This is a genomic window from Mycolicibacterium monacense (genome assembly GCF_010731575.1).
Lineage (GTDB): Bacteria > Actinomycetota > Actinomycetes > Mycobacteriales > Mycobacteriaceae > Mycobacterium > Mycobacterium monacense.
This window is the reverse complement of record NZ_AP022617.1, coordinates 856,297-874,689: the sequence shown is the minus strand read 5'-3', so window position 1 is coordinate 874,689 and position 18,393 is coordinate 856,297. Positions and strand designations below refer to the sequence as shown.

19 protein-coding genes are annotated in these 18,393 nt (G+C 67.7%); 9 read left to right on the top strand and 10 right to left on the bottom strand.

Annotated features, from left to right (window positions below; genetic code table 11):
* Nucleotides 1-8 precede the first annotated feature (8 nt).
* Together G6N49_RS04280 and G6N49_RS04275 are read left to right on the top strand one after the other, a co-directional pair.
* On the top strand, nucleotides 9-752 hold the full coding sequence (locus G6N49_RS04280) for a hypothetical protein (RefSeq protein ID WP_011561111.1): 744 nt from the start codon (nucleotides 9-11) through the stop codon (nucleotides 750-752).
* Between the two features lie 12 nt (nucleotides 753-764).
* Entirely contained in the window at nucleotides 765-1,721 is a 957-nt protein-coding gene (locus G6N49_RS04275; RefSeq protein ID WP_011561112.1) for a TIGR03564 family F420-dependent LLM class oxidoreductase, read from the top strand.
* Nucleotides 1,722-1,755: 34 nt separating this feature from the next.
* On the opposite strand, the gene G6N49_RS04270 is transcribed toward G6N49_RS04275, so the two are convergent.
* Nucleotides 1,756-3,072 carry an HNH endonuclease signature motif containing protein gene (locus tag G6N49_RS04270; protein WP_163647396.1) on the bottom strand — a complete coding sequence of 439 codons (1,317 nt, stop codon included), beginning with the start codon at nucleotides 3,070-3,072 and terminating at the stop codon, nucleotides 1,756-1,758.
* A 44-nt stretch (nucleotides 3,073-3,116) separates the two neighbouring features.
* A complete protein-coding gene (locus tag G6N49_RS04265; RefSeq protein WP_083045239.1) occupies nucleotides 3,117-3,662 on the bottom strand; it encodes a VOC family protein in 546 nt (181 codons plus the stop codon).
* Between the two features lie 75 nt (nucleotides 3,663-3,737).
* Here G6N49_RS04265 and G6N49_RS04260 point away from each other — a divergent pair, with 75 nt between their 5' ends.
* Genes G6N49_RS04260 through G6N49_RS04245 form a run of 4 tightly spaced genes read left to right on the top strand, consistent with a single transcriptional unit; the run spans nucleotide 3,738 to nucleotide 7,731 of the window.
* The gene (locus tag G6N49_RS04260) at nucleotides 3,738-4,388 is read left to right on the top strand and encodes a TetR/AcrR family transcriptional regulator (protein ID WP_011561115.1); all 651 of its coding nucleotides are present in this window, start codon (nucleotides 3,738-3,740) and stop codon (nucleotides 4,386-4,388) included.
* An 18-nt stretch (nucleotides 4,389-4,406) separates the two neighbouring features.
* Nucleotides 4,407-5,708 carry an acyl-CoA dehydrogenase family protein gene (locus tag G6N49_RS04255; RefSeq protein WP_083045238.1) on the top strand — a complete coding sequence of 434 codons (1,302 nt, stop codon included), beginning with the start codon at nucleotides 4,407-4,409 and terminating at the stop codon, nucleotides 5,706-5,708.
* Between the two features lie 59 nt (nucleotides 5,709-5,767).
* Nucleotides 5,768-6,757, top strand: coding sequence for a phosphotransferase family protein (locus G6N49_RS04250; RefSeq protein ID WP_085975484.1), 990 nt, complete (start codon nucleotides 5,768-5,770; stop codon nucleotides 6,755-6,757).
* Nucleotides 6,754-7,731, top strand: a complete 978-nt coding sequence (locus tag G6N49_RS04245; protein WP_011561118.1) for an NADPH:quinone oxidoreductase family protein — start codon at nucleotides 6,754-6,756, stop codon at nucleotides 7,729-7,731. The genes G6N49_RS04250 and G6N49_RS04245 overlap by 4 nt, the downstream gene beginning before the upstream one ends.
* Here the strand turns inward: G6N49_RS04245 and G6N49_RS04240 are convergent.
* The 8 genes from G6N49_RS04240 to G6N49_RS04205 form a co-directional block, all read right to left on the bottom strand.
* Nucleotides 7,728-8,258 (bottom strand): hypothetical protein, encoded by a 531-nt coding sequence (locus G6N49_RS04240; protein WP_083045237.1) that lies wholly within the window; start codon nucleotides 8,256-8,258, stop codon nucleotides 7,728-7,730. The genes G6N49_RS04245 and G6N49_RS04240 overlap by 4 nt on opposite strands.
* A complete protein-coding gene (locus G6N49_RS04235; RefSeq protein WP_011561120.1) occupies nucleotides 8,255-8,887 on the bottom strand; it encodes a TetR/AcrR family transcriptional regulator in 633 nt (210 codons plus the stop codon). The genes G6N49_RS04240 and G6N49_RS04235 overlap by 4 nt, the downstream gene beginning before the upstream one ends.
* Before the next feature lie 126 nt (nucleotides 8,888-9,013).
* Entirely contained in the window at nucleotides 9,014-10,162 is a 1,149-nt protein-coding gene (locus G6N49_RS04230) for an acyl-CoA dehydrogenase family protein (protein ID WP_083045236.1), read from the bottom strand.
* A gap of 30 nt (nucleotides 10,163-10,192) precedes the next feature.
* On the bottom strand, nucleotides 10,193-11,344 hold the full coding sequence (locus G6N49_RS04225) for a thiolase family protein (RefSeq protein WP_083045235.1): 1,152 nt from the start codon (nucleotides 11,342-11,344) through the stop codon (nucleotides 10,193-10,195).
* Between the two features lie 29 nt (nucleotides 11,345-11,373).
* A complete protein-coding gene (locus G6N49_RS04220; protein ID WP_083045234.1) occupies nucleotides 11,374-12,582 on the bottom strand; it encodes a CaiB/BaiF CoA transferase family protein in 1,209 nt (402 codons plus the stop codon).
* Nucleotides 12,582-13,343: an SDR family NAD(P)-dependent oxidoreductase gene (locus tag G6N49_RS04215; RefSeq protein ID WP_083045233.1), complete on the bottom strand. Its 762-nt coding sequence runs from the start codon at nucleotides 13,341-13,343 to the stop codon at nucleotides 12,582-12,584. Before G6N49_RS04215 ends, G6N49_RS04220 begins: the two co-directional genes overlap by 1 nt.
* Before the next feature lies 1 nt (nucleotide 13,344).
* A complete protein-coding gene (locus G6N49_RS04210; protein WP_041309760.1) occupies nucleotides 13,345-14,511 on the bottom strand; it encodes an acyl-CoA dehydrogenase family protein in 1,167 nt (388 codons plus the stop codon).
* Nucleotides 14,512-14,615: 104 nt separating this feature from the next.
* Nucleotides 14,616-15,914, bottom strand: coding sequence for an amidohydrolase family protein (locus G6N49_RS04205; protein WP_011561126.1), 1,299 nt, complete (start codon nucleotides 15,912-15,914; stop codon nucleotides 14,616-14,618).
* Between the two features lie 235 nt (nucleotides 15,915-16,149).
* On the opposite strand from G6N49_RS04205, the gene G6N49_RS04200 reads away from it, so the two are divergent.
* From G6N49_RS04200 to G6N49_RS04190, 3 genes are read left to right on the top strand one after another with little or no spacing between them, the layout of a single operon-like run.
* Nucleotides 16,150-16,680, top strand: coding sequence for a carboxymuconolactone decarboxylase family protein (locus G6N49_RS04200; protein WP_011561127.1), 531 nt, complete (start codon nucleotides 16,150-16,152; stop codon nucleotides 16,678-16,680).
* A 6-nt stretch (nucleotides 16,681-16,686) separates the two neighbouring features.
* Nucleotides 16,687-18,009, top strand: a complete 1,323-nt coding sequence (locus G6N49_RS04195) for an SRPBCC family protein (protein WP_011561128.1) — start codon at nucleotides 16,687-16,689, stop codon at nucleotides 18,007-18,009.
* Nucleotides 18,002-18,346: a hypothetical protein gene (locus G6N49_RS04190; RefSeq protein ID WP_011561129.1), complete on the top strand. Its 345-nt coding sequence runs from the start codon at nucleotides 18,002-18,004 to the stop codon at nucleotides 18,344-18,346. Before G6N49_RS04195 ends, G6N49_RS04190 begins: the two co-directional genes overlap by 8 nt.
* Nucleotides 18,347-18,393: the final 47 nt, after the last annotated feature.

Below are 18,393 nucleotides of genomic sequence, written 5' to 3'. Positions count from 1 at the left end.
GGCACCCGATGGAGCTACCAGGCACACCGTCCGACGACGTGCCGGCCGTGCTCGCCGAAGGCCGGGGAGACATCGGCACGCTGTTCGTGTCGATGGCGACGCGGCATCCGGACGGCGCCGACGCCGACTACCTGCGCTGGCACACCCTCGACCACCGGCCCGAACAACATCGACTGTCCGCTGTGCGCGCCTCGTTGCGGTTGGTCTCGACGCCGGCGTGCCGGTCTGCGCGTGCGGTGAGCACCGGACCCTACGACGCCATCGATCACGTCATGACGTACTTCTTCACCGACCCCGGCGGTATGGAACCGTTCCTCGCGTTGTCCAAGGCGCTGGGCGACGCGGGTCGCAAGCTGCCGCTGCTGCCGCCCGTCGAGCGGGGCGTGTACGAGGTCGGCGCCAAGGCGGCGGCGCCGCGCGTGAAGGTCGGCGCCGATGTGCTGCCGTGGTGGCCGGTCCGCGGCGTGTACCTGCTGCTGGAGCGCGGCGCCTCGACCTCGACGGACCTACTCGGCGTCGACGGCGTCGCCGGCGTGTGGACGGCCACGTCGCTGCCCGTCGGTGCGCGCCTGGCCAGTGCGCCTGCGGGACAGACGCTCTCGTACTGTTTCCTCGACGAGGACCCGGTTGACACCGCGGGCCGCCTCCTCCCGGTGTTGCAGCAGCGCTGGCGCGAACCCGGGGTCACACCGTTGTTCGCAGCACCGTTTCACCCCGTCGTGCCCTACGAGTGGGACCGCTATGTGCCGTGAGTGGAGGATGTGATGCGGATCGGGTTGATGGTCGGCTCCGACCGGGAACGCACACGTGCGGACCGGTTGGACGGGCTGCTCGACGACGGGCGGGCCGCCGAGGCGCAGGGGTTCGCGTCGTTCTGGTTCCCACAGGTGCCCGGTTATCTCGACGCGATGACCGCGGTCGCACTGCTCGGCCGCGTCACCGAACGCATCGAGATCGGCACCGCAGTCGTGCCCATCCAGACGCGGCACCCGCTCGTCATGGCACAACAGGCGGCCACGACCCAGGCGGCCTGCGGCGGACGATTCACCCTGGGGATCGGCCCATCTCACGACTGGATCATCTCCGGGCAGCTGGGGCTGCCCTACGACCGGCCTGCCCGACTGGTGCGCGACCATCTCGACGTCCTCGGCGCGTCGCTGTCCGGTGCGGGTCCGGTCGACGTGGACAACGACAGCTACCGCGTGCACGGCTCGATCGACGTCACCGACTACGAGGTTCCGGTACTGCTCGCCGCACTGGGCCCGGTGATGCTGCGCCTGGCCGGTGAGCGTGCGGGCGGCACCATCCTCTGGATGGCCGACGAGCGGGCGATCGAGAGCCATATCGCTCCCCGCCTCACCGCCGCCGCGTGCGCCGCGGGTCGCCCGGCGCCGCGCATCGTGGCCGGTGTCCCGGTCGCCCTGTGCTCACCAGGAGAGGTCGACGACGCTCGCGCTCATGCCGGCGAGGTGCTCGGCCACGCGGAACTGTCGCCCAACTACCTTCGGCTGCTCGAGCACGGCGACGCCGACGACGTCGGCGACACCATGGCCGCGGGAGACGAGGCGTCGGTTCGCGCCCGGTTCCGGCGCTACCGAGATGCGGGTGTGACAGACCTGGCCGCGCGCGTGATCCCACTCGGTGAGGACGCCGCCGCGCGGCGGGACTCCCGTTGCCGTACAAAGGATTTCGTGGCATCACTGTGCGCGGAGTTCGGTTGAGATCTCAGGTGCGCTGCGGAGGTCGTCGGGGTGATCAGTTCGCTGCTTGGGGTGGGGGTTGGAAGGGTGTGTACCACCACCAGTCGGCGCGCTCGCCGGATGGTCCGCGGTAGAGCGGCACGGTGGGTGGTGGTGTGGTGGGTGGACGCGCCAACGAGCCCGAGTGCAGTTGTCGGCCGGTGGCGTCGGTGACGGTGAGCTTTGATGCGGGTCCGGTGATGGTGATGATGCCGCGGTGGTGCAGGCGGTGGTGGTAGGGGCAGACCAGGACGAGGTTGTCGAGGTCGGTGGGTCCGCCGTCTTCCCAGTGCTGGATGTGGTGGGCGTGCAGTCCGCAGGTGGATTCGCAGCCGGGGACCACGCAGGTGCGGTCGCGGTGTTCGAGGGCGCGCCGCAGGCGGCGGGTGATCAGGCGGGTGGTGCGTCCGGCGCCAATGGGTTGTCCGTCGCGTTCGAACCACACTTCGCAGGTGGCGTCGCAGCCCAGGTAGCGCCGGTCGGCATCCGAGAGTAGCGGGCCGAGGTGGAGGGCGGCGATGCGGTCGTTGATGTCGAGGTGCATGACCACGGTGGTGCGGTCTCCATGCGGGCGGCGGGCGGCTTCGGCGTCCCAGGCGGTGTCGATGAGGTCCATGAACGCGTCAGCCAGCCGCGGCATCGGCGGCCGGCCGAACCCCCGGGCGTCCTTGTGGTCGGTGTCGCCGTGGTCGCCGTGGTCGCGTTTCCATTGGGCGATGAGCCCGTCGAGGCGGGAGTGCAGGGCGGCGTCGACTTTCGCCGCGTCGACGTGGGGCACCTTGATGTGCCAGTGGATGTACTGCTCGTCGGAGGTTGTGGTGATCGAGGGCTGTAGGTCTGCCGGATCGGGGAGGGGTTTCGGTTCGACGTCGGCATCGCTGACAGGTTCAGGTTCGGGTTGGGGTTGGGGTGGGGGTTCGAGTTTGATGGCGGTGCGGAGTTGGCTGACTGAGGCGTGGGTGGCCAGTTCGGCGTAGTGGTCATCGGATCCGGTGGTGGCCCGTTCGGCGATGGCGCCGACTTGATCCAGGGACAGTCGGCCCTCGCGGAGGGCTTGGGTGCAGCGGGGGAACTCGTCGAGTCGGTGGGCGATGGCGGCGATGGTTTTCGCATTCTTCGACGACAGTCCGAGTTTCCATGCCACCAGTGCGGGGATGGAGCGGGCACCGGTGGCGCCCCACAGTTGGTCACGGTCGATCTCGGCCACGATTTCCACGATGCGCCCGTCGATGGCGTTGCGCTGGCCCGTCAGTTCCGCGAGTTCCTCGAAGCACGCCTCGAGCCGCGCAGCGCGAGGTGCGCTGGGAACGAAACCCGGTGCGCTCGAAGGCATGACACCATCATGACAGGACGGTCTGACACGAATCAGCGGCCCGGTCAGCCGAACACACGGATCGGATCGGTGCCGTCCCAGTCGGCCGCCGCGCCGCGGACCATGGCGGCCATACCGTCGAACATGTCTGACCGCTCGGTGATTTCGTAGATCGCCGCGGCGCCCGCCGCGGGCTCGGCAGGCTCGATATAGGCGAAACGGACCCCACCCTCCTCACCACCCGACCACACCACCGGCCACCCGGCGGCCCCGGCACTGCGCACCGCCGCGTCGTAATCGTCGACCCACCAGGCGAGTTGATGAAAACCGCCGTCACCGCCGCCCAGGAACTCAGCGTAGATCGACGGAGCGCCGTCCTCCTGTGCGATCACCTCGATCTGCATGTCCCCGATGTTCGCCAAGCCGATGGAGAGGGTGACGTCGCAGGGCGCGCCGCGATAGGACCCGTGCTGGCGCAGCCCGCGGATCACGAACCACGGGCCGACCCCGGCTGCGATCCAACCCTGCAGCGCACGGTCGAAATCACGGACCACATAGCCCAACTGACGGACCGGGCCGGGGAACGGCGCCGATGCGCGAGACGGATCCATCGCCCGACCATAGGCTCAAAGTTTGTCACGGGTCAACTATTCCCATACGCAGAATTGCCCTGTAGTTTCCGTCTTATGCCTCGCCCCGCCACCCCGATGCCGACTGACCGTGGTCAGCGCCGTACGTCGCTGCAGCAGGAGCGGTCGCGGGAGACCAAGCGGATGCTGGTGCAGGCCGCGATGGCGCTGTGGCGGACCAACGGGTATGCGAACACCACGGTCGCCGACATCTGCACCGCGGCCGGGGTGTCGAAGGCGTTGTTCTACTTCTACTTCCCGCGCAAAGAGGACGTTCTGTTCGAAGTGGGTGTGATGTCCACCCGCTCGGCGCGGCAGACCGCCGATGCGCTGCTGGCCAAGCCCTATGAGGTCCCGGCGGTGATCGCAGCGGCACTGGCCGACCTCGAGAGGTCGATGGCGCGCAACCCACCGGAACTGGTCGTCGCGGCGATACTGGAGGGCTACCGTCACGAGCACCGGATCCTGGCCGGCGCCGAAGCCGTCGAGGACGACGGTGGGATGTTCACCGCACTGTTCGACCGCGCCCAGCGCGACGGCAAGTTGGCCCGGCACATCGATGCCGGCCATCTGGCGTATCTGGCGCACACGCTGGTCAGCGAGGGCGCCCGGCACTGGGCCGTCGGCGCGTTCGGCGACCGGTCGTTCACCGAGGTGGTGGGCGCCGACATCGACGCTTTGATCGCGGGTCTGAGCCGCGAACCCTGAGAAGACGAAGGAGTCACGATGGCGTGGGATTTCGAGACCGACCCCGAGTACCAGAAGGTCCTCGACTGGGCCGATGAGTTCGTGCGGGAGGAGGTCGAACCGCTCGACCTGGTCTGGCCGCACCAGCAGTTCGTACCACTCGACGGCGAACGGCGTCGCGCCATCGACCCGCTGAAGGAGGAGGTGCGCCGCCAGGGCCTGTGGGCCACACACCTGGGACCCGACCTGGGCGGTCAGGGTTACGGCCAACTCAAACTCGCGCTGCTCAACGAGATCCTCGGGCGTTCGCAGTGGGCGCCGATCGTGTTCGGGTGTCAGGCGCCCGACACCGGCAACGCCGAGATCATCGCGCACTACGGCACCGACGAGCAGAAGGAGCGGTATCTGCGGCCACTGCTCGACGGTGAGTTGTTCTCCTGCTATTCGATGACCGAACCGCACGCCGGCGCCGACCCGACGTTGTTCACCACCCGCGCGGTGCGCGACGGTGACCACTGGGTGATCAACGGCCAGAAGTTCTTCTCGTCCAACGCCTCGACGGCCGCCTTCCTCATCGTGATGGTGGTGACCAACCCCGATGTCAGTGCCTACCAGGGCATGTCGATGTTCCTGGTGCCCACCGACACCCCCGGCGTGAACATCGTGCGCGACATCGGCCTCTACGGGGAGGCCGAAGGCCACGGCGGTCACGCGCTGATCCACTACGACAACGTGCGGGTGCCTGCGGACGCACTGCTCGGCGGGGAAGGTCAGGCGTTCGCGATCGCGCAGACCCGCCTGGGCGGCGGCCGCATCCACCACGCCATGCGCACGATCGGGCTGTCCCGCAAGGCGCTGGACATGATGTGCGAACGCGCGCTCAGCCGCCAGACCCAGGGCAGCCGGCTGTCGGACAAACAGTTCGTCCAGGGCTATATCGCCGACTCCTACGCCCAGCTGCTCCAGTTCCGGCTGATGGTGCTCTACACCGCATGGGAGATCGACAAGTACAACGATTACAAGAAGGTGCGCAAGGACATCGCCGCGGTCAAGGTGGTGATGCCGACCGTGCTGCACGACATCGCGTGGCGGGCCATGCAGGTGCACGGCGCGCTCGGGGTCACCAACGAGATGCCGTTCATGGGCATGGTCACCGGCGCGGCGGTGATGGGCCTCGCCGACGGCCCCACCGAGGTGCACAAGACGACGGTCGCCAAACAGGTGCTACGCGATTACCGGCCAGCCGAAGGCACCTGGCCGTCGGAGTGGATTCCTGCCAAACGTGAAGCGGCGCGCGCCAAGTACGCCGATTTCCTCGAGCACGAAGTGCGCAACCTGTGACGCAATCCGATTCTGCTCCTCACGTGCGCGACATCGACACTGCCCGCCTCGCCACGTGGATGGACGAGGCGGCGTTGCCGGGTAAGGGCGAACCGCTGCAGACCTTCTTCCTCTCCGGCGGCACGCAGAACGTCATCTACGAGGTCCGCCGCGGCGAACACCGGTGCGTGCTGCGGATGCCCCCGCCCGGCGCGCCCCCGGACCGGGACAAGGGCATCCTGCGCGAATGGCGGATCATCGAGGCGCTCGACGGCACCGACGTCCCGCACACCGCCGCGGTGGGGGTGTGCGACGACCCCGGCGTGCTCGGCAGGCCGTTCTACCTCATGGGGTTCGTCGACGGGTGGTCCCCGATGGACACCCATGCGCGCTGGCCGGAACCCTTCGACAGCGACCTGTCGGCCCGCCCCGGCCTGAGTTACCAACTGGCCGAGGGCATTGCGCTGCTGTCGAAAGTCGACTGGCGCGCCCGCGGGCTGGCCGATCTGGGCCGCCCCGAAGGCTTTCACGAGCGGCAGGTGGACCGGTGGATCGGGTTCCTCGAGCGGATCAAACGGCGCGATCTACCCGGCCTGGACGTGGCCACGGCATGGCTGCGCGCCCGCAGACCGCTCGACTTCATCCCCGGTCTGATGCACGGCGACTACCAGTTCGCCAATGTCATGTACCGCCACGGCGCACCGGCGCAGCTCGCGGCGATCGTCGACTGGGAGATGGGCACCGTCGGTGATCCCAAACTCGATCTGGGCTGGATGGTGCAGTCCTGGCCGGACGACACCGACGCCCCCGGAGAGTCGGAGATGAGCTACGTGGACATGCGCGGGATGCCGTCGCGTGACGCTGTCGTGGCGCATTACGCCGAGGTGTCGGGGCGCCAGGTCGACGACCTGGACTACTACCTGGTGCTGGCCAAGTGGAAGCTGGCGATCGTGCTGGAGCAGGGCTTCCAGCGCGCCGGCGACGACGAGAAGCTGCTGGCCTTCGGCCCGGTGGTGACCGATCTGATGGCCTCGGCCGCCGAACTCGCCGAATCCAGCGACTACCGGTGAGAGCCGCGGTCTGCGCGGCCCCCGGACCGCCGGAGGGGGTGCGGATCGAGGAGCTGCCGTCCCCCGTGCCCGGACCCGGTGAGGTACTGGTGCGGGTCGGCGCGGCGGCGGTGAACTTCCCCGACGTCCTGTTGATCGCGGGCCGCTATCAGGTCAGCGTGCCCACACCATTCGTCCCGGGCAGCGAGTTCGCCGGCACCGTGATCGGGATCGGTCCGGGGACAGCGGGATTCGCGGTGGGCGATCGGGTGACCGGAACCGGCATGCACGGTGCGTTCGCCGAGGAGGTGGCGGTCGCGGCCGACGCGCTGAACCCGATCGCTGACGGTGTCGACGACCGGACGGCCGCCGCTTCCGGGGTGGCGCACCGCACGGCGTACCACACGCTGCGCTCGGTGGCGCGGACCCAACCCGGCGACGAGGTGGTCGTCCTCGGCGCCGGCGGCGGGGTGGGCCTGGCGGCCGTGCAGCTCGCGGCGCACCTCGGCGCCCGGGTCACCGCGGTGGCCTCGTCGGCCGAGAAGCTGGCCGCGGCAACGCAACACGGCGCGAACCGGGTGATCAACCACCGTTCCGGCCCCCTGCGGGACGCCCTGCGCGACGCGGTGCCCGGCGGTGCGGCGGCGGTGGTCGACCCGGTCGGGGGCGAACTGTCCGAACCTGCCCTGCGTTCACTGCGCCGGGGTGGGCGCTTCGTCACCGTCGGCTTCGCCTCCGGCGTCATCCCCCGGATTCCGCTGAACCTGGTGCTGATCAAGGGCGTGACGGTGCAGGGCTTCCAGTTCGGCGACATCCCCGCCGACGAATTCGAACGTAACGAGCGGGAACTACGGAAGTTGCTCGCCGACAGCATGATTCGTCCGCACATCGGTGAGGTCTACGCACTCGAAGACGTCACCGCCGCGCTGCGGCAGGTGGCCGACGGACGTGCCGTCGGCAAAGTGGTGATCGACCTCTCCGGGCGCGGAGGCTAGCTCGCCGGGATGAGGTCCGCGGCCACCGACGGGCGGGCCATCATGCCGCAGCGGAAGGTCTCGATCTGACCGACGAACGCGGCCTCGATGTCGTTGACCGCGGCGAGCGCCTGCGCCTTGAACGCCCGCGCGGCCGCGCTCAGCTCGTGACGGACCGCGTCCACGTCGTCGTCCAGGTCGGCCGGACAGCGCTCACCCCACAGCGTCACCTCGGTGTAGCCGCTGTCGAGCGCGGTGCGCACATGCCGGCGGACCCGCTCGTCGCAGTCGATGAGGTCGGCCGCCACCGCGACGGTCTGCGGGTGCGGGCGGTCGGTCCACGCCTCGAGGACCGGCTGCAGCGGCAGGACCGTGGCGCCGAGGATCTCCAACGGGCGCACGTCCTCGTCCGCGGCGTCGATCAGCACGGTGACATCCCAGCCCGCCATCGACCGGTCGTAGAGCCAGCCACCGGCGAAGCGCACGGCGTCCCGCACGTTCGGAGAGACGATGTCGAGGCGGTAGCGCATGTCGGGCTGTTCGGTCATCTGATGATCTCCTCGTGCGGCGTCGGAACGGGGCTGAAGTCGCGGGCCAACATGTCGGCGTAGTCCTTGAACACCTCGGCCAGTGGGATCGACGGGTCGAGCAACCACGACGTCTCCATCCCGTTGACGAAGGCGAGAATCTCGACGGCCTTGGTGGCCGCGTTGAGGTCTTGGCGGTACCGGCCGGCGCGCTGTTCGCGCCGGATGATGCTGGTGACTATCGACACCGCGGCCCGCTGACGGTCGAGCAGCCGGTCGTGCAGCGGGGCGTCGGGCGCGATGTTCTCGGCAAGCAGGACGGTGAAGGTGCCGACCAACTCGGGTGCCCGCTCGAACCGCTCGGCCACCCGGGTGATCTGTTCGAACAGGTCGCCGGTGCGGTCGGCGTGGGTGTCGTCGTCGGTGTCGCGGACATCGAGCACCGCGTTGAGCAGCTGTTCCTTGGACTGGAAATGGTGCAGCAGGCCCGCGGGGGTGACACCGGCCTCCCTGGCGATCTGCGCGAGCGACGTATTGCGCCACCCGTTGCGGGCAAGGAGCCGCTCGGCGACCGCGAGTATCCGCTGACGGCGGTCCTCACCCTTTGCCAGCAACGTGGCATAGGGCCTCGAAGACTCCAGCGCGGACACTCAACTCCCTCGGTCGAACCAACCTAGTGAACACACAGTAGGTAGGTTTGGCCGATGTGACAAGGGTCTCAGAGAAATTAGGTTTGGACGCGCGTCACACTGCTGGTCAGGCGCTCAGCAGAGTGCTTAAAGTCCGAGCGATTTGGCGATGATGACCTTCATGACCTCACTCGTGCCCGCGTAGATCCGGGCCACCCGGGCGTCGTTGTACAGGCGCGCGATCGGGTACTCCATCATGTAGCCGTAGCCGCCGAAAAGTTGCAGGCAGCGGTCCACAGCGCGGGCCTGCATCTCGGTGCAGAAGAGCTTCACGCGAGCAGCGTCCTCGCGCGACAACACACCGTCGACGTGGTCGAGCACGGCCCGGTCCAGCATCGTCTGGGCCGCTTCGATCTCGGTGGACACGGCCGCCAACTCGAACTTCGTGTTCTGGAACGACGCCACCGGGGTGCCGAACGCCTTGCGGTTCTTGACGTAGTCGATCGTGGCGTGCAGCGCCGAACGGGCCTGCGCCACCGAGCCCACCGCCACGGTCAACCGCTCCTGCGCGAGGTTGTGGCCGAGGTAGCTGAACGCCTCGCCCTCCTCCCCCAGCAAATTCGCCGCGGGCACCCGGACGTCGGTGAACGACAGTTCGGCCGTGTCCTGCACCTTGCAGCCCATCTTCTCCAGCTCCCGGCCACGTTCGAACCCGGGCATCCCGTCCTCGACGACGATCAGCGACAGGCCCCTGCGCCGGTTCTCCGGATCGGTCGAGGTGCGGGCCACCACGACCACGAGGTCGGCCTGGATGCCGCCGGTGATGAAGGTCTTGGCGCCGTTGACGATGTAGTCGTCGCCGTCCCGCACCGCGGTGGTCCGCACCCCGGCCAGATCCGATCCGGTGCCCGGTTCGGTCATCGCGATCGCGGTCAGCAGGGTGCCGTCGGCCAGCCCGGGGAACCACCGCTTGCGCTGTTCGTCGTTCGCGTAGTGCAGGAAGTACGGCAGGATCACCTCGAGCTGGGTACGCACGGTCGACAGCGTGACCAGCGCCCGGGCCGCCTCCTCCTGCAGCACCACGTTGTAGCGGTAATCGTCGATCCCCGCTCCCCCGTACTCCTCCGGGATCGCCATGCCCAGCATGCCGAGTGCGCCCATCTGCTTGAAGACGTCGCGCGGCATGCGGCCGGCCTTCTCCCACTCCGGGTACTGCGGCACCACCTCCTTCTCGACGAAGTCGCGGGCCAGCTGCCGGAAGGCGTCGTGGTCGTCGGTGAACAGGTCTCGGCGCACGCTCGGGTCCTCCTGGTCGGCGGAAGTGGTCTAGGCGATGAGTTCGACGAGGGTCGCGTTGGCCGTGCCGCCGCCCTCGCACATGGTCTGCAGTCCGTACCGGATGCCGTTGTCACGCATGTGGTGCACCATCCGGGTCATCAGCACCGCGCCGGAGGCGCCGAGCGGGTGGCCGAGTGCGATGGCGCCACCGAGCGGGTTGAGCCGATCCTCTGCCGCACCGGTGTCGGCGAGCCACGCCAGCGGCACCGGCGCGAACGCCTCGTTGACCTCGAACACGCCGATCTCGTCGATGCCGACGCCCGCCTTGTGCAGCACCTTCTCCGTGGCCGGGATGGGCCCGGTGAGCATGAGCACGGGGTCGGCGCCTGCCACCGCGCCGGCGCGGTACCGCACGATCGGCGTCAGCCCCAGCTGGACGGCGTTCTCCGCGGTCATCACCAGCAGCGCCGCCGCACCGTCGGAGATCTGCGAGGAGTTCCCCGCGTGGATCACCCCGTCGTCGCGGAACGCCGGCTTCAGTCCGGCCAGCTTCTCCACCGACGTGCCGCGCCGCACACCTTCGTCGGCGACCACCGGTGCGGTGTCCTCCCCGGTGAACACCGGGACGATCTGCGCGTCGAAAGCCTTCGCGTCCTGCGCCTTTGCGGCCAGCTCGTGCGATCTCGCCGAGTACTCGTCGAGGCGGGTGCGCGAGAAACCCCACTTCTCGGCGATCAGCTCGGCCGAGATGCCCTGGTTGAAGCTGAAGTCGCGGTACCGCTCGAGCACCTTCGGCCCGTACGGCATGCCGGTGGCTCGCGCCGAACCCAGCGGCACGCGGCTCATCACCTCCACACCGCCGGCGACGACGATGTCCTGCTGACCCGACATCACCGCGTGCACGGCGAAGTCCAGCGCCTGCTGACTCGAACCGCAGGCGCGGTTCACGGTGGTGCCCGGGATGTGCTCGGGCCAGCCGGCGGCGAGCACGGCGAACCGGCCGATGTTGCTGGACTGGTCGCCGACCTGGGAGACGCAACCCCAGATGACGTCGTCGACGACATCGGGTTCGATCCCGGCCCGCAGGACCAGTTCGTTGAGGACGACGGCCGACAGGTCCGCGGCGTGCATGCCGGACAGGCCGCCGTTGCGCTTGCCCACCGGCGTGCGGACGGCTTCGACGATGACGGTTTCGCGCATGGGGTGCTCCTGGTTCGTACGCGTGGCGGCTATGACTGTGCCGGACCGACCGCGCCCTGCTCACGCAGCGCGGCGATCTCGTCGGCGGACAGGCCCAGCCCGCCCAGTATCTCGTCGGTGTGCTGACCGAGTCCGGGCACCGCTCCCATGGGTTGTTCGAACCCCTCGATCACCGGGGGCGGCAGCAGCGCGGAGATCTCGCCGTTGGGCGTCTCGACCGGCCGCCAGCGGTCGCGGGCGGTCAGATGCGGGTGGGCGACGACCTCACTCGGCAGGTTGTAGCGGGAGTTGCCGATACCGGCGTCGTCGGCCTTCTTCTGGATGTGCGCGCGATCGTGTTGCGCACACCAGGATCCGATCGCCTCGTTGAGGATGTCGCGGTGTGCGCACCGGTCGGAGTTGCTCGCGAACATCGGATCGTCGGCCAGGTCCCGGCGCTCGATGATCTCCCGAGCCAGCCGCTGCCACTCCCGGTCGTTGGTGGTGCCCAGCACCACCGTCTGCCCGTCCCTGGTCGGAAAGGCGCCGTAGGGCGCGACCGCCGGCGAGCTCATCCCCAGCGGTTGCTGGTCGACACCGGAGTGCTGGGTGTAGGTCAGCTGGTAACCCATGATGTCGGTCATGGTGTCGAACAGGCTGACCGCGACCGCGGGGGCCGGTTCGGCGCCGTCCCCCTTGCGCGCATACAGCAGCGCCAGGATGGACAGCGCGGCGTACAGCCCGGTCGAGATGTCGGCCACCGGTGGACCGGGTTTGGCCGGCATCCCCGGGTAACCGGTGACCGCACACGCACCCGATTCGGCCTGGATCAGCAGATCGTAGGCGCGCTTGTGCGAGATCGGCCCGCCGGCGCCGTACCCGTCGATCTCGACCGGGATCACCCGCGGATGCCGGTGTTTGAGGTCGGCGGCGCCGATGCCCATCCGGGCCGTCGCGCCGGGGGCGAGGTTGGACACCAGCACGTCGGCGCCGTCGAGCAGCCGGTGCAGGATGTCCATGCCCGCGGGCGATTTCAGGTCGAGGCTCAGCGACTCCTTGCCGCGGTTGGCCCAGACGAAGTGGGCAGCCTGACCGTGGACCACGTCGTCGTAGTGGCGGGCGAAGTCACCGCCCTTGGGGTTCTCGATCTTGATCACCCGGGCACCGAAGTCGGCGAGTACGCGCGTGCACATCGGTGCGGACACCGCCTGTTCCAGCGTCACGACGGTGATGCCGGCCAGCGGAGGGAGGGTCTGCATCACATCACCATGCCACCATCCACCGGAAGCACCTGACCGGTGATGTAGGACGCGGCGTCGGACGCCATGAACACGAAGGCCCCGGCAACCTCCTCCGGTCCGGCCCAGCGCTTGAGCGGGATGCGGTTCATCATGTTCGCCGCGAACTTCTCGTTGGTCCGGATCGTCTCTGTCATCGGCGTCGCGGCAAGCGGCGCAAGGGCATTGACGAGGATGTTCTTTGTGGCCAGCTCGCGGGCCAGCGATTTGGTCATCCCGATGATCCCGGCCTTGGCGGCCGAATAGTTGACCTGCCCGAGGGTTCCGGTGATACCGGCGGGCGACGTCACGTTGATGACGCGTCCGGTGCCGTCGGTGGGTAGGTACGGCAGCGCGGCCTGCGTGCAGTGGAACGTGCCCATCACGTGCACGTCGAACGTCAGCCGGAACGCCTCCTCGGTCAGCTTCGGGAACATCGCCGGTGCGGTCACGCCGGCGTTGTTGACCAGGATGTGCAGCGAGCCGCCACCGAGACCGGCGGCCTGTGAGGCGGCGGCGTCGGCGGCGCCGCGGTCGGCCACGTCGAGCGCGCACGAGTCGGCCTTGCCGCCGTCGGCCCGGATGCGCTCGGCGACCGCAGCCGCGGCGTCACCGTCGATGTCGGTGACCAGCACGGCTGCGCCGGCCTGAGCCAGGGCCGCGGCGACCGCGGCACCGATCCCCCCGCCCGCGCCCGCGCCGGTCACCATCGCGGCCCGTCCGGTCAGGTCGAAGTAGCTCATGTCAGTAGCTCCTTGGCAGGCCGAGGACGTGGGAACCGAGGAAGTTGAGGATCATCTCCTGGCTGACGGGGGCGATCTTCATCAACCGCGCCTCACGGAAGAAGCGTGCGACGTGGTACTCCTCGGCATACCCCATCCCGCCGTGGGTCTGCAGCGCGCGGTCGGCCGCGGTGAATCCCGCGTCGGCGCACAGGTACTTCGCCGTATTCGCCTCGCGCCCACAGGATTTGCCGTTGTCGTAGAGCCAGGTCGCCTTGCGCAGCATCAGTTCCGCGGCATCGAGGCGCGCCAGCGAATCGGCCAACGGGAACTGGATGCCCTGGTTCATCCCGATCGGGCGGTCGAAGACGTGCCGGTCATTGGCGTACTTGACGGCCTTGTCCAATGCGATCCGGCCGATGCCGAGCGCCTCGGCGGCGATCAGCATGCGCTCGGGGTTGAGGCCGTCGAGGATGTAGAAGAACCCCCTGCCCTCCTCGCCGACGCGGTCCTCGACCGGGATGCGCAGATCGTCGATGAACAATTCGTTGGAGCTGACCGCGTTGCGGCCCATCTTCGCAATCGGGCGGATGTCGACGTGCGCGCGGTCGAGGTCGGTCATGAACAGCGTCATACCGTCGGTCTTCTTGGTGACCTCGTCATACGGTGTGGTGCGGGTGAGCAGCAGGATCTTCTCCGACTCCAGCGCCTTGGAGATCCAGACCTTCCTGCCGTTGACCACATAACTGTCGCCGTCCCGCTTGGCGAACGTGGTGATGCGCGACGTGTCCAGTCCCGCACCGGGTTCGGTGACGCCGAAGCAGACGTGCAGATCACCACTGGCGATGCGCGGCAGGGTGCGGGCCTTGAGCTCGTCGGAGCCGTGTTTGACCACCGGGTGCATCCCGAAGATCGACATGTGGATGGAACTGGCCGCGTTCATCCCGCCGCCCGATCGCGCCACCGCCTCGGCGAGCAGCGTGGCCTCGGTGATCCCGAGCCCGTGGCCGCCGTACTCCTCGGGAATCGTCATCCCGAGCCAGCCGCCGCCGGCGATGGCGTCGTAGAACTCGGTGGGGAACTCGTGGTTGGAGTCCTTCTCCATCCAGTACTGGTCGTCGAACCGCGCGGCGAGCTCGCTGACCGATTTGTAGATCAGCTGCTGGTCTTCGGTCAGTTCGAAATTCATACCGCCCGACACTTGGTTCTCCTCTGTGTTCGAAAAAGACTGTTGCACAGCAGTTCACCGGCGCGATCAGCTGCCGCCGCCGCACCGGTGAACGTCCCCGCAGATCAGTCGCGGGCGCCGGTGACCGCCTTGGCGTTGGCCTGGAAGTCGGCGAAGCTCGACCCGCTGCGTTCCTTGTGGGCACTGAGCGCACGGATCGACACGTCGTGGCCCTCTGCGGCTTTGCGCAGCGCACCGACCGTGGCCTGCTCCTTGGGGATGTGCTTGAAGGGTTCGAAGTGGTACCAGCGCATGGCGTTCTCGTGGGTGATCTTGTTGATCTCCTCGTCGGTCACCTCGTAGGTGTCGAACACCGCGCCGAGTTCCTCGGGGGCACCCGGCCACATCGAATCGCTGTGCGGGTAGTCCATCTCCCAGCAGATGTTGTCGATACCGATCATGTGGCGGTTCTTCACCCCGACCGGATCGGAGATGAAGCACGTCAGGAAGTGGTCCCGGAAGACCTCCGAGGGCAACTTGTCACCGAAGTTCTGGTGCGTCCACGTCGAATGCATCTCGTAGGTGCGGTCCACGCGGTCGAGGAAGTACGGAATCCAGCCGGTGCCGCCCTCGCTGAGCGCGATCTTGAGCGTCGGGAACTCCTTGATCGGCGCGGACCACAGCAGGTCGGCCGCGGCCTGCACGATGTTCATCGGCTGCAGCGTGATCATCACGTCCATCGGCGCGTCCGGCGCGGTGATCGCCAACTTGCCCGACGACCCGATGTGGACGTTCATGATGGTCTCGGTCTCCACCAGCGCCTCCCAGAGCGGCCGCCAGTGCTCGAGGTCGTGGAAGCTCGGATAACCCAGCGTCGAGGGGTTCTCGGTGAACGTCAGCGAGTGCACCCCCTTCTTCGACACCCGGCGCACCTCCTGGGCGCACAGTTCCGGATCCCAGATGGCCGGGATCGCCATCGGGATGAAGCGGCCGGGGTTGCTCCCACACCATTCGTCGATGTGCCAGTCGTTGTAGGCCTGGACCAGGGCGAGCGAGAAGTCGGGGTCCTCGGTGGCGAACAGGCGGGCAGCGAAGCCGGGGAACGACGGGAAGTTCATCGTCGCCAGCACGCCGCCGGCGTTCATGTCCTTGACCCGTTCGTTCGGGTCGTAGCAGCCCTTGCGGATCTCGTCGAGGCCCTGCGGTTCGAGTCCGTACTCCTCCTTCGGCCGGCCGGCCACCGCGTTGAGCGCGACGTTGGGGATGACCGTGTCGCGGAACTGCCAGGTGTCCGAGCCGTCCGGATTGTGCACCAGCCGGGGCGCATCGTTGATGTACTTCTCCGGCAGGTGGTTCTTGAACATGTTCGGCGGTTCGATGATGTGATCGTCCACGCTGATCAGAATCATGTCGTCGTACTTCACGGCTGCGTCCTTCCGTTGAGCGGCTGCGTGCTCCGGCGAGGTTCTCCCTCTCAGGAAACTATCTTCTCACTACGGGAGAATCAACGTCGGTGAACAATTGACGCAGTCTGCGCCACCTGCCGCCCATGGCCGGTGACCCGCCCGCCGGTGCTCGCGTGTTGACCATCATGCACCTTTGTGGAAACCTCTTAGTCAGAAATGAGAACCTGATTCTCACCCGCGAGAGGAGGCGCCTGTGCGAGTGGCCCCGTTGCCGGCGGATCAGTGGGATGACGACGTGCGCCGCGCGCTGTCGGTCATGCTCCCTGACGAGCGGCTCAACCCGGAGGGGGCGGGAAACCTCCTCACGACGCTGGCCCGTCATCCCCGCCTGACTCGCGCGTTCCTGCGCTTCAACGTCCACCTCCTGTTCCGGTCCACGCTGCCGGCCCGGCTGCGCGAACTGGCGATCCTGCGGGTGGCCCACCTCCTCGGCTCTGAGTACGAGTGGGAACACCATGTCGCGATGGGCCGCGAGGTCGGGCTGAGCGACGCGGCCATCGAGGGCGCCGCACGAGGTGAGGGCGCCGACGAACTCGACCAGGCAATCCTCGACGCGGTCGATCAGCTCCAGGAGAAGGCGAACATCTCCGATCACACGTGGGCGCAGCTCAGTGCCCATCTCGACGAGCGTCAACGGATGGACCTCGTCTTCACCATCGGCTGCTATGGCGCACTCGCCATGGCCATCAACACGTTCGGCGTAGAACCCGACCAGGAGAGGTAACGAACCGTGGCACATTTCCCCAAACCGGCCGCCGGTAGCTGGACCGAGAACTGGCCGGAGCTCGGCACGGCACCGGTGGACTACACCGACTCGATCGACCCGGAGCAGTGGAAGCTGGAGCAGCAGGCCATCTTCCGGAAGCTGTGGCTGCACGTCGGTCGCGTGGAGCGGCTCCCCAAGACCGGCAGCTACTTCACCAGGGAGATGCCCTCCGTCGGACCGGGCACCTCGATCATCGTCAACAAGGACAAGGACGGCACCATCCGGGCGTTCTACAACCTGTGCCGCCACCGCGGAAACAAGTTGGTGTGGAACGACTATCCGGGCGAAGAGGTCTCGGGCAGCTGCCGCCAGTTCACCTGCAAGTACCACGCCTGGCGTTACGCCCTCAACGGCGACCTGACGTTCATCCAGCAGGAGGATGAGTTCTTCGACGTCGACAAGGCCGACTACCCGCTCAAGCCGGTGCGCTGCGAGGTGTGGGAAGGCTTCATCTTCGTCAACTTCGACGACGACGCCGAACCGCTGGAGGACTACCTGGGCGAGTTCGGGCAGGGCCTCAAGGGCTACCCGTTCCACGAGATGACCGAGGTGTACAGCTACCGCTCCGAGATCAAGGCGAACTGGAAGCTGTTCATCGACGCGTTCGTCGAGTTCTACCACGCGCCGATCCTGCACATGAAGCAGGCGACCCCGGAAGAGGCGGCCAAGCTCGCCAAGATCGGTTTCGAGGCGCTGCATTACGACATCAAGGACCAGCACTCGATGATCTCGTCCTGGGGTGGCATGAGCCCGCCCAAGGACCTCAGCATGGTCAAGCCGATCGAGCGGATCCTGCACAGCGGTCTGTTCGGCCCCTGGGACCGTCCCGACATCAAGGGCATCCTGCCCGACGAGCTGCCGCCGGCGGTCAACCCGGCTCGCCAGAAGACGTGGGGCCAGGACTCGTTCGAGTTCTTCCCGAACTTCACGCTGCTGCTGTGGGTTCCGGGTTGGTACCTGACGTACAACTACTGGCCCACCGGTGTGGACACCCACATCTTCGAGGCCAACCTGTACTTCGTGCCGCCGAAGAACACCCGCCAGCGCCTGTCGCAGGAACTCGCGGCCGTGACGTTCAAGGAGTACGCGCTGCAGGACGCGAACACCCTGGAAGCCACCCAGACTCAGATCGGCACCCGCGCCGTCACCGAGTTCCCGTTGTGCGATCAGGAGATCCTGCTGCGCCACCTGCACCACACCGCGCACAAGTACGTCGACGAGTACAAGCTCGAGCAGGCCGCGAAGGCGGCGACGAACGGAAAGGTCAAGGACGAGGCACATGTCTGACACGCAGGAACGTCTGCTGCCCGAAGAGTTCGCCGACCTCGAACGCTTCAGCGATTGGATTCTGCCCACCGAACCGGAGCGCTACGCCAAGCGGCTGGCCTCGACGATGGAGGAGATGCAGGATCTCTATGACGTCGGGATGGCGCGACTCGAAGAGGTCATGACCTACCTCGACGCCCGATTCCCGTTGCACGGCATGCCCGATGACGCGAAACGGCTCATGCACCTGATGCAGTCGGTGGTGATGGTGTCGTTCCCGGTGGAGGTGTGGAAACAGCCCCGCGTCCTCGACAGCGGCGCCGCCTGGGTCGAGATCATCCGGGAGCCGGTGGTCTAGCGGTGCACGGCGCTCTGCACAGACCACGGTTTGTGGGGAAGGTCGCC

What these genes read in the sequence shown, in the direction of transcription:
- G6N49_RS04280 (WP_011561111.1), top strand. Translation starts at nt 9, where the DNA reads ATGGAGCTACCAGGCACACCGTCCGACGACGTGCCGGCCGTGCTCGCC.
- G6N49_RS04275 (WP_011561112.1), top strand. Translation starts at nt 765, where the DNA reads ATGCGGATCGGGTTGATGGTCGGCTCCGACCGGGAACGCACACGTGCG.
- G6N49_RS04270 (WP_163647396.1), bottom strand. Translation starts at nt 3,072, where the DNA reads ATGCCTTCGAGCGCACCGGGTTTCGTTCCCAGCGCACCTCGCGCTGCG.
- G6N49_RS04265 (WP_083045239.1), bottom strand. Translation starts at nt 3,662, where the DNA reads ATGGATCCGTCTCGCGCATCGGCGCCGTTCCCCGGCCCGGTCCGTCAG.
- G6N49_RS04260 (WP_011561115.1), top strand. Translation starts at nt 3,738, where the DNA reads ATGCCTCGCCCCGCCACCCCGATGCCGACTGACCGTGGTCAGCGCCGT.
- G6N49_RS04255 (WP_083045238.1), top strand. Translation starts at nt 4,407, where the DNA reads ATGGCGTGGGATTTCGAGACCGACCCCGAGTACCAGAAGGTCCTCGAC.
- G6N49_RS04250 (WP_085975484.1), top strand. Translation starts at nt 5,768, where the DNA reads ATGGACGAGGCGGCGTTGCCGGGTAAGGGCGAACCGCTGCAGACCTTC.
- G6N49_RS04240 (WP_083045237.1), bottom strand. Translation starts at nt 8,258, where the DNA reads ATGACCGAACAGCCCGACATGCGCTACCGCCTCGACATCGTCTCTCCG.
- G6N49_RS04225 (WP_083045235.1), bottom strand. Translation starts at nt 11,344, where the DNA reads ATGCGCGAAACCGTCATCGTCGAAGCCGTCCGCACGCCGGTGGGCAAG.
- G6N49_RS04220 (WP_083045234.1), bottom strand. Translation starts at nt 12,582, where the DNA reads ATGCAGACCCTCCCTCCGCTGGCCGGCATCACCGTCGTGACGCTGGAA.
- G6N49_RS04215 (WP_083045233.1), bottom strand. Translation starts at nt 13,343, where the DNA reads ATGAGCTACTTCGACCTGACCGGACGGGCCGCGATGGTGACCGGCGCG.
- G6N49_RS04210 (WP_041309760.1), bottom strand. Translation starts at nt 14,511, where the DNA reads ATGAATTTCGAACTGACCGAAGACCAGCAGCTGATCTACAAATCGGTC.
- G6N49_RS04190 (WP_011561129.1), top strand. Translation starts at nt 18,002, where the DNA reads ATGTCTGACACGCAGGAACGTCTGCTGCCCGAAGAGTTCGCCGACCTC.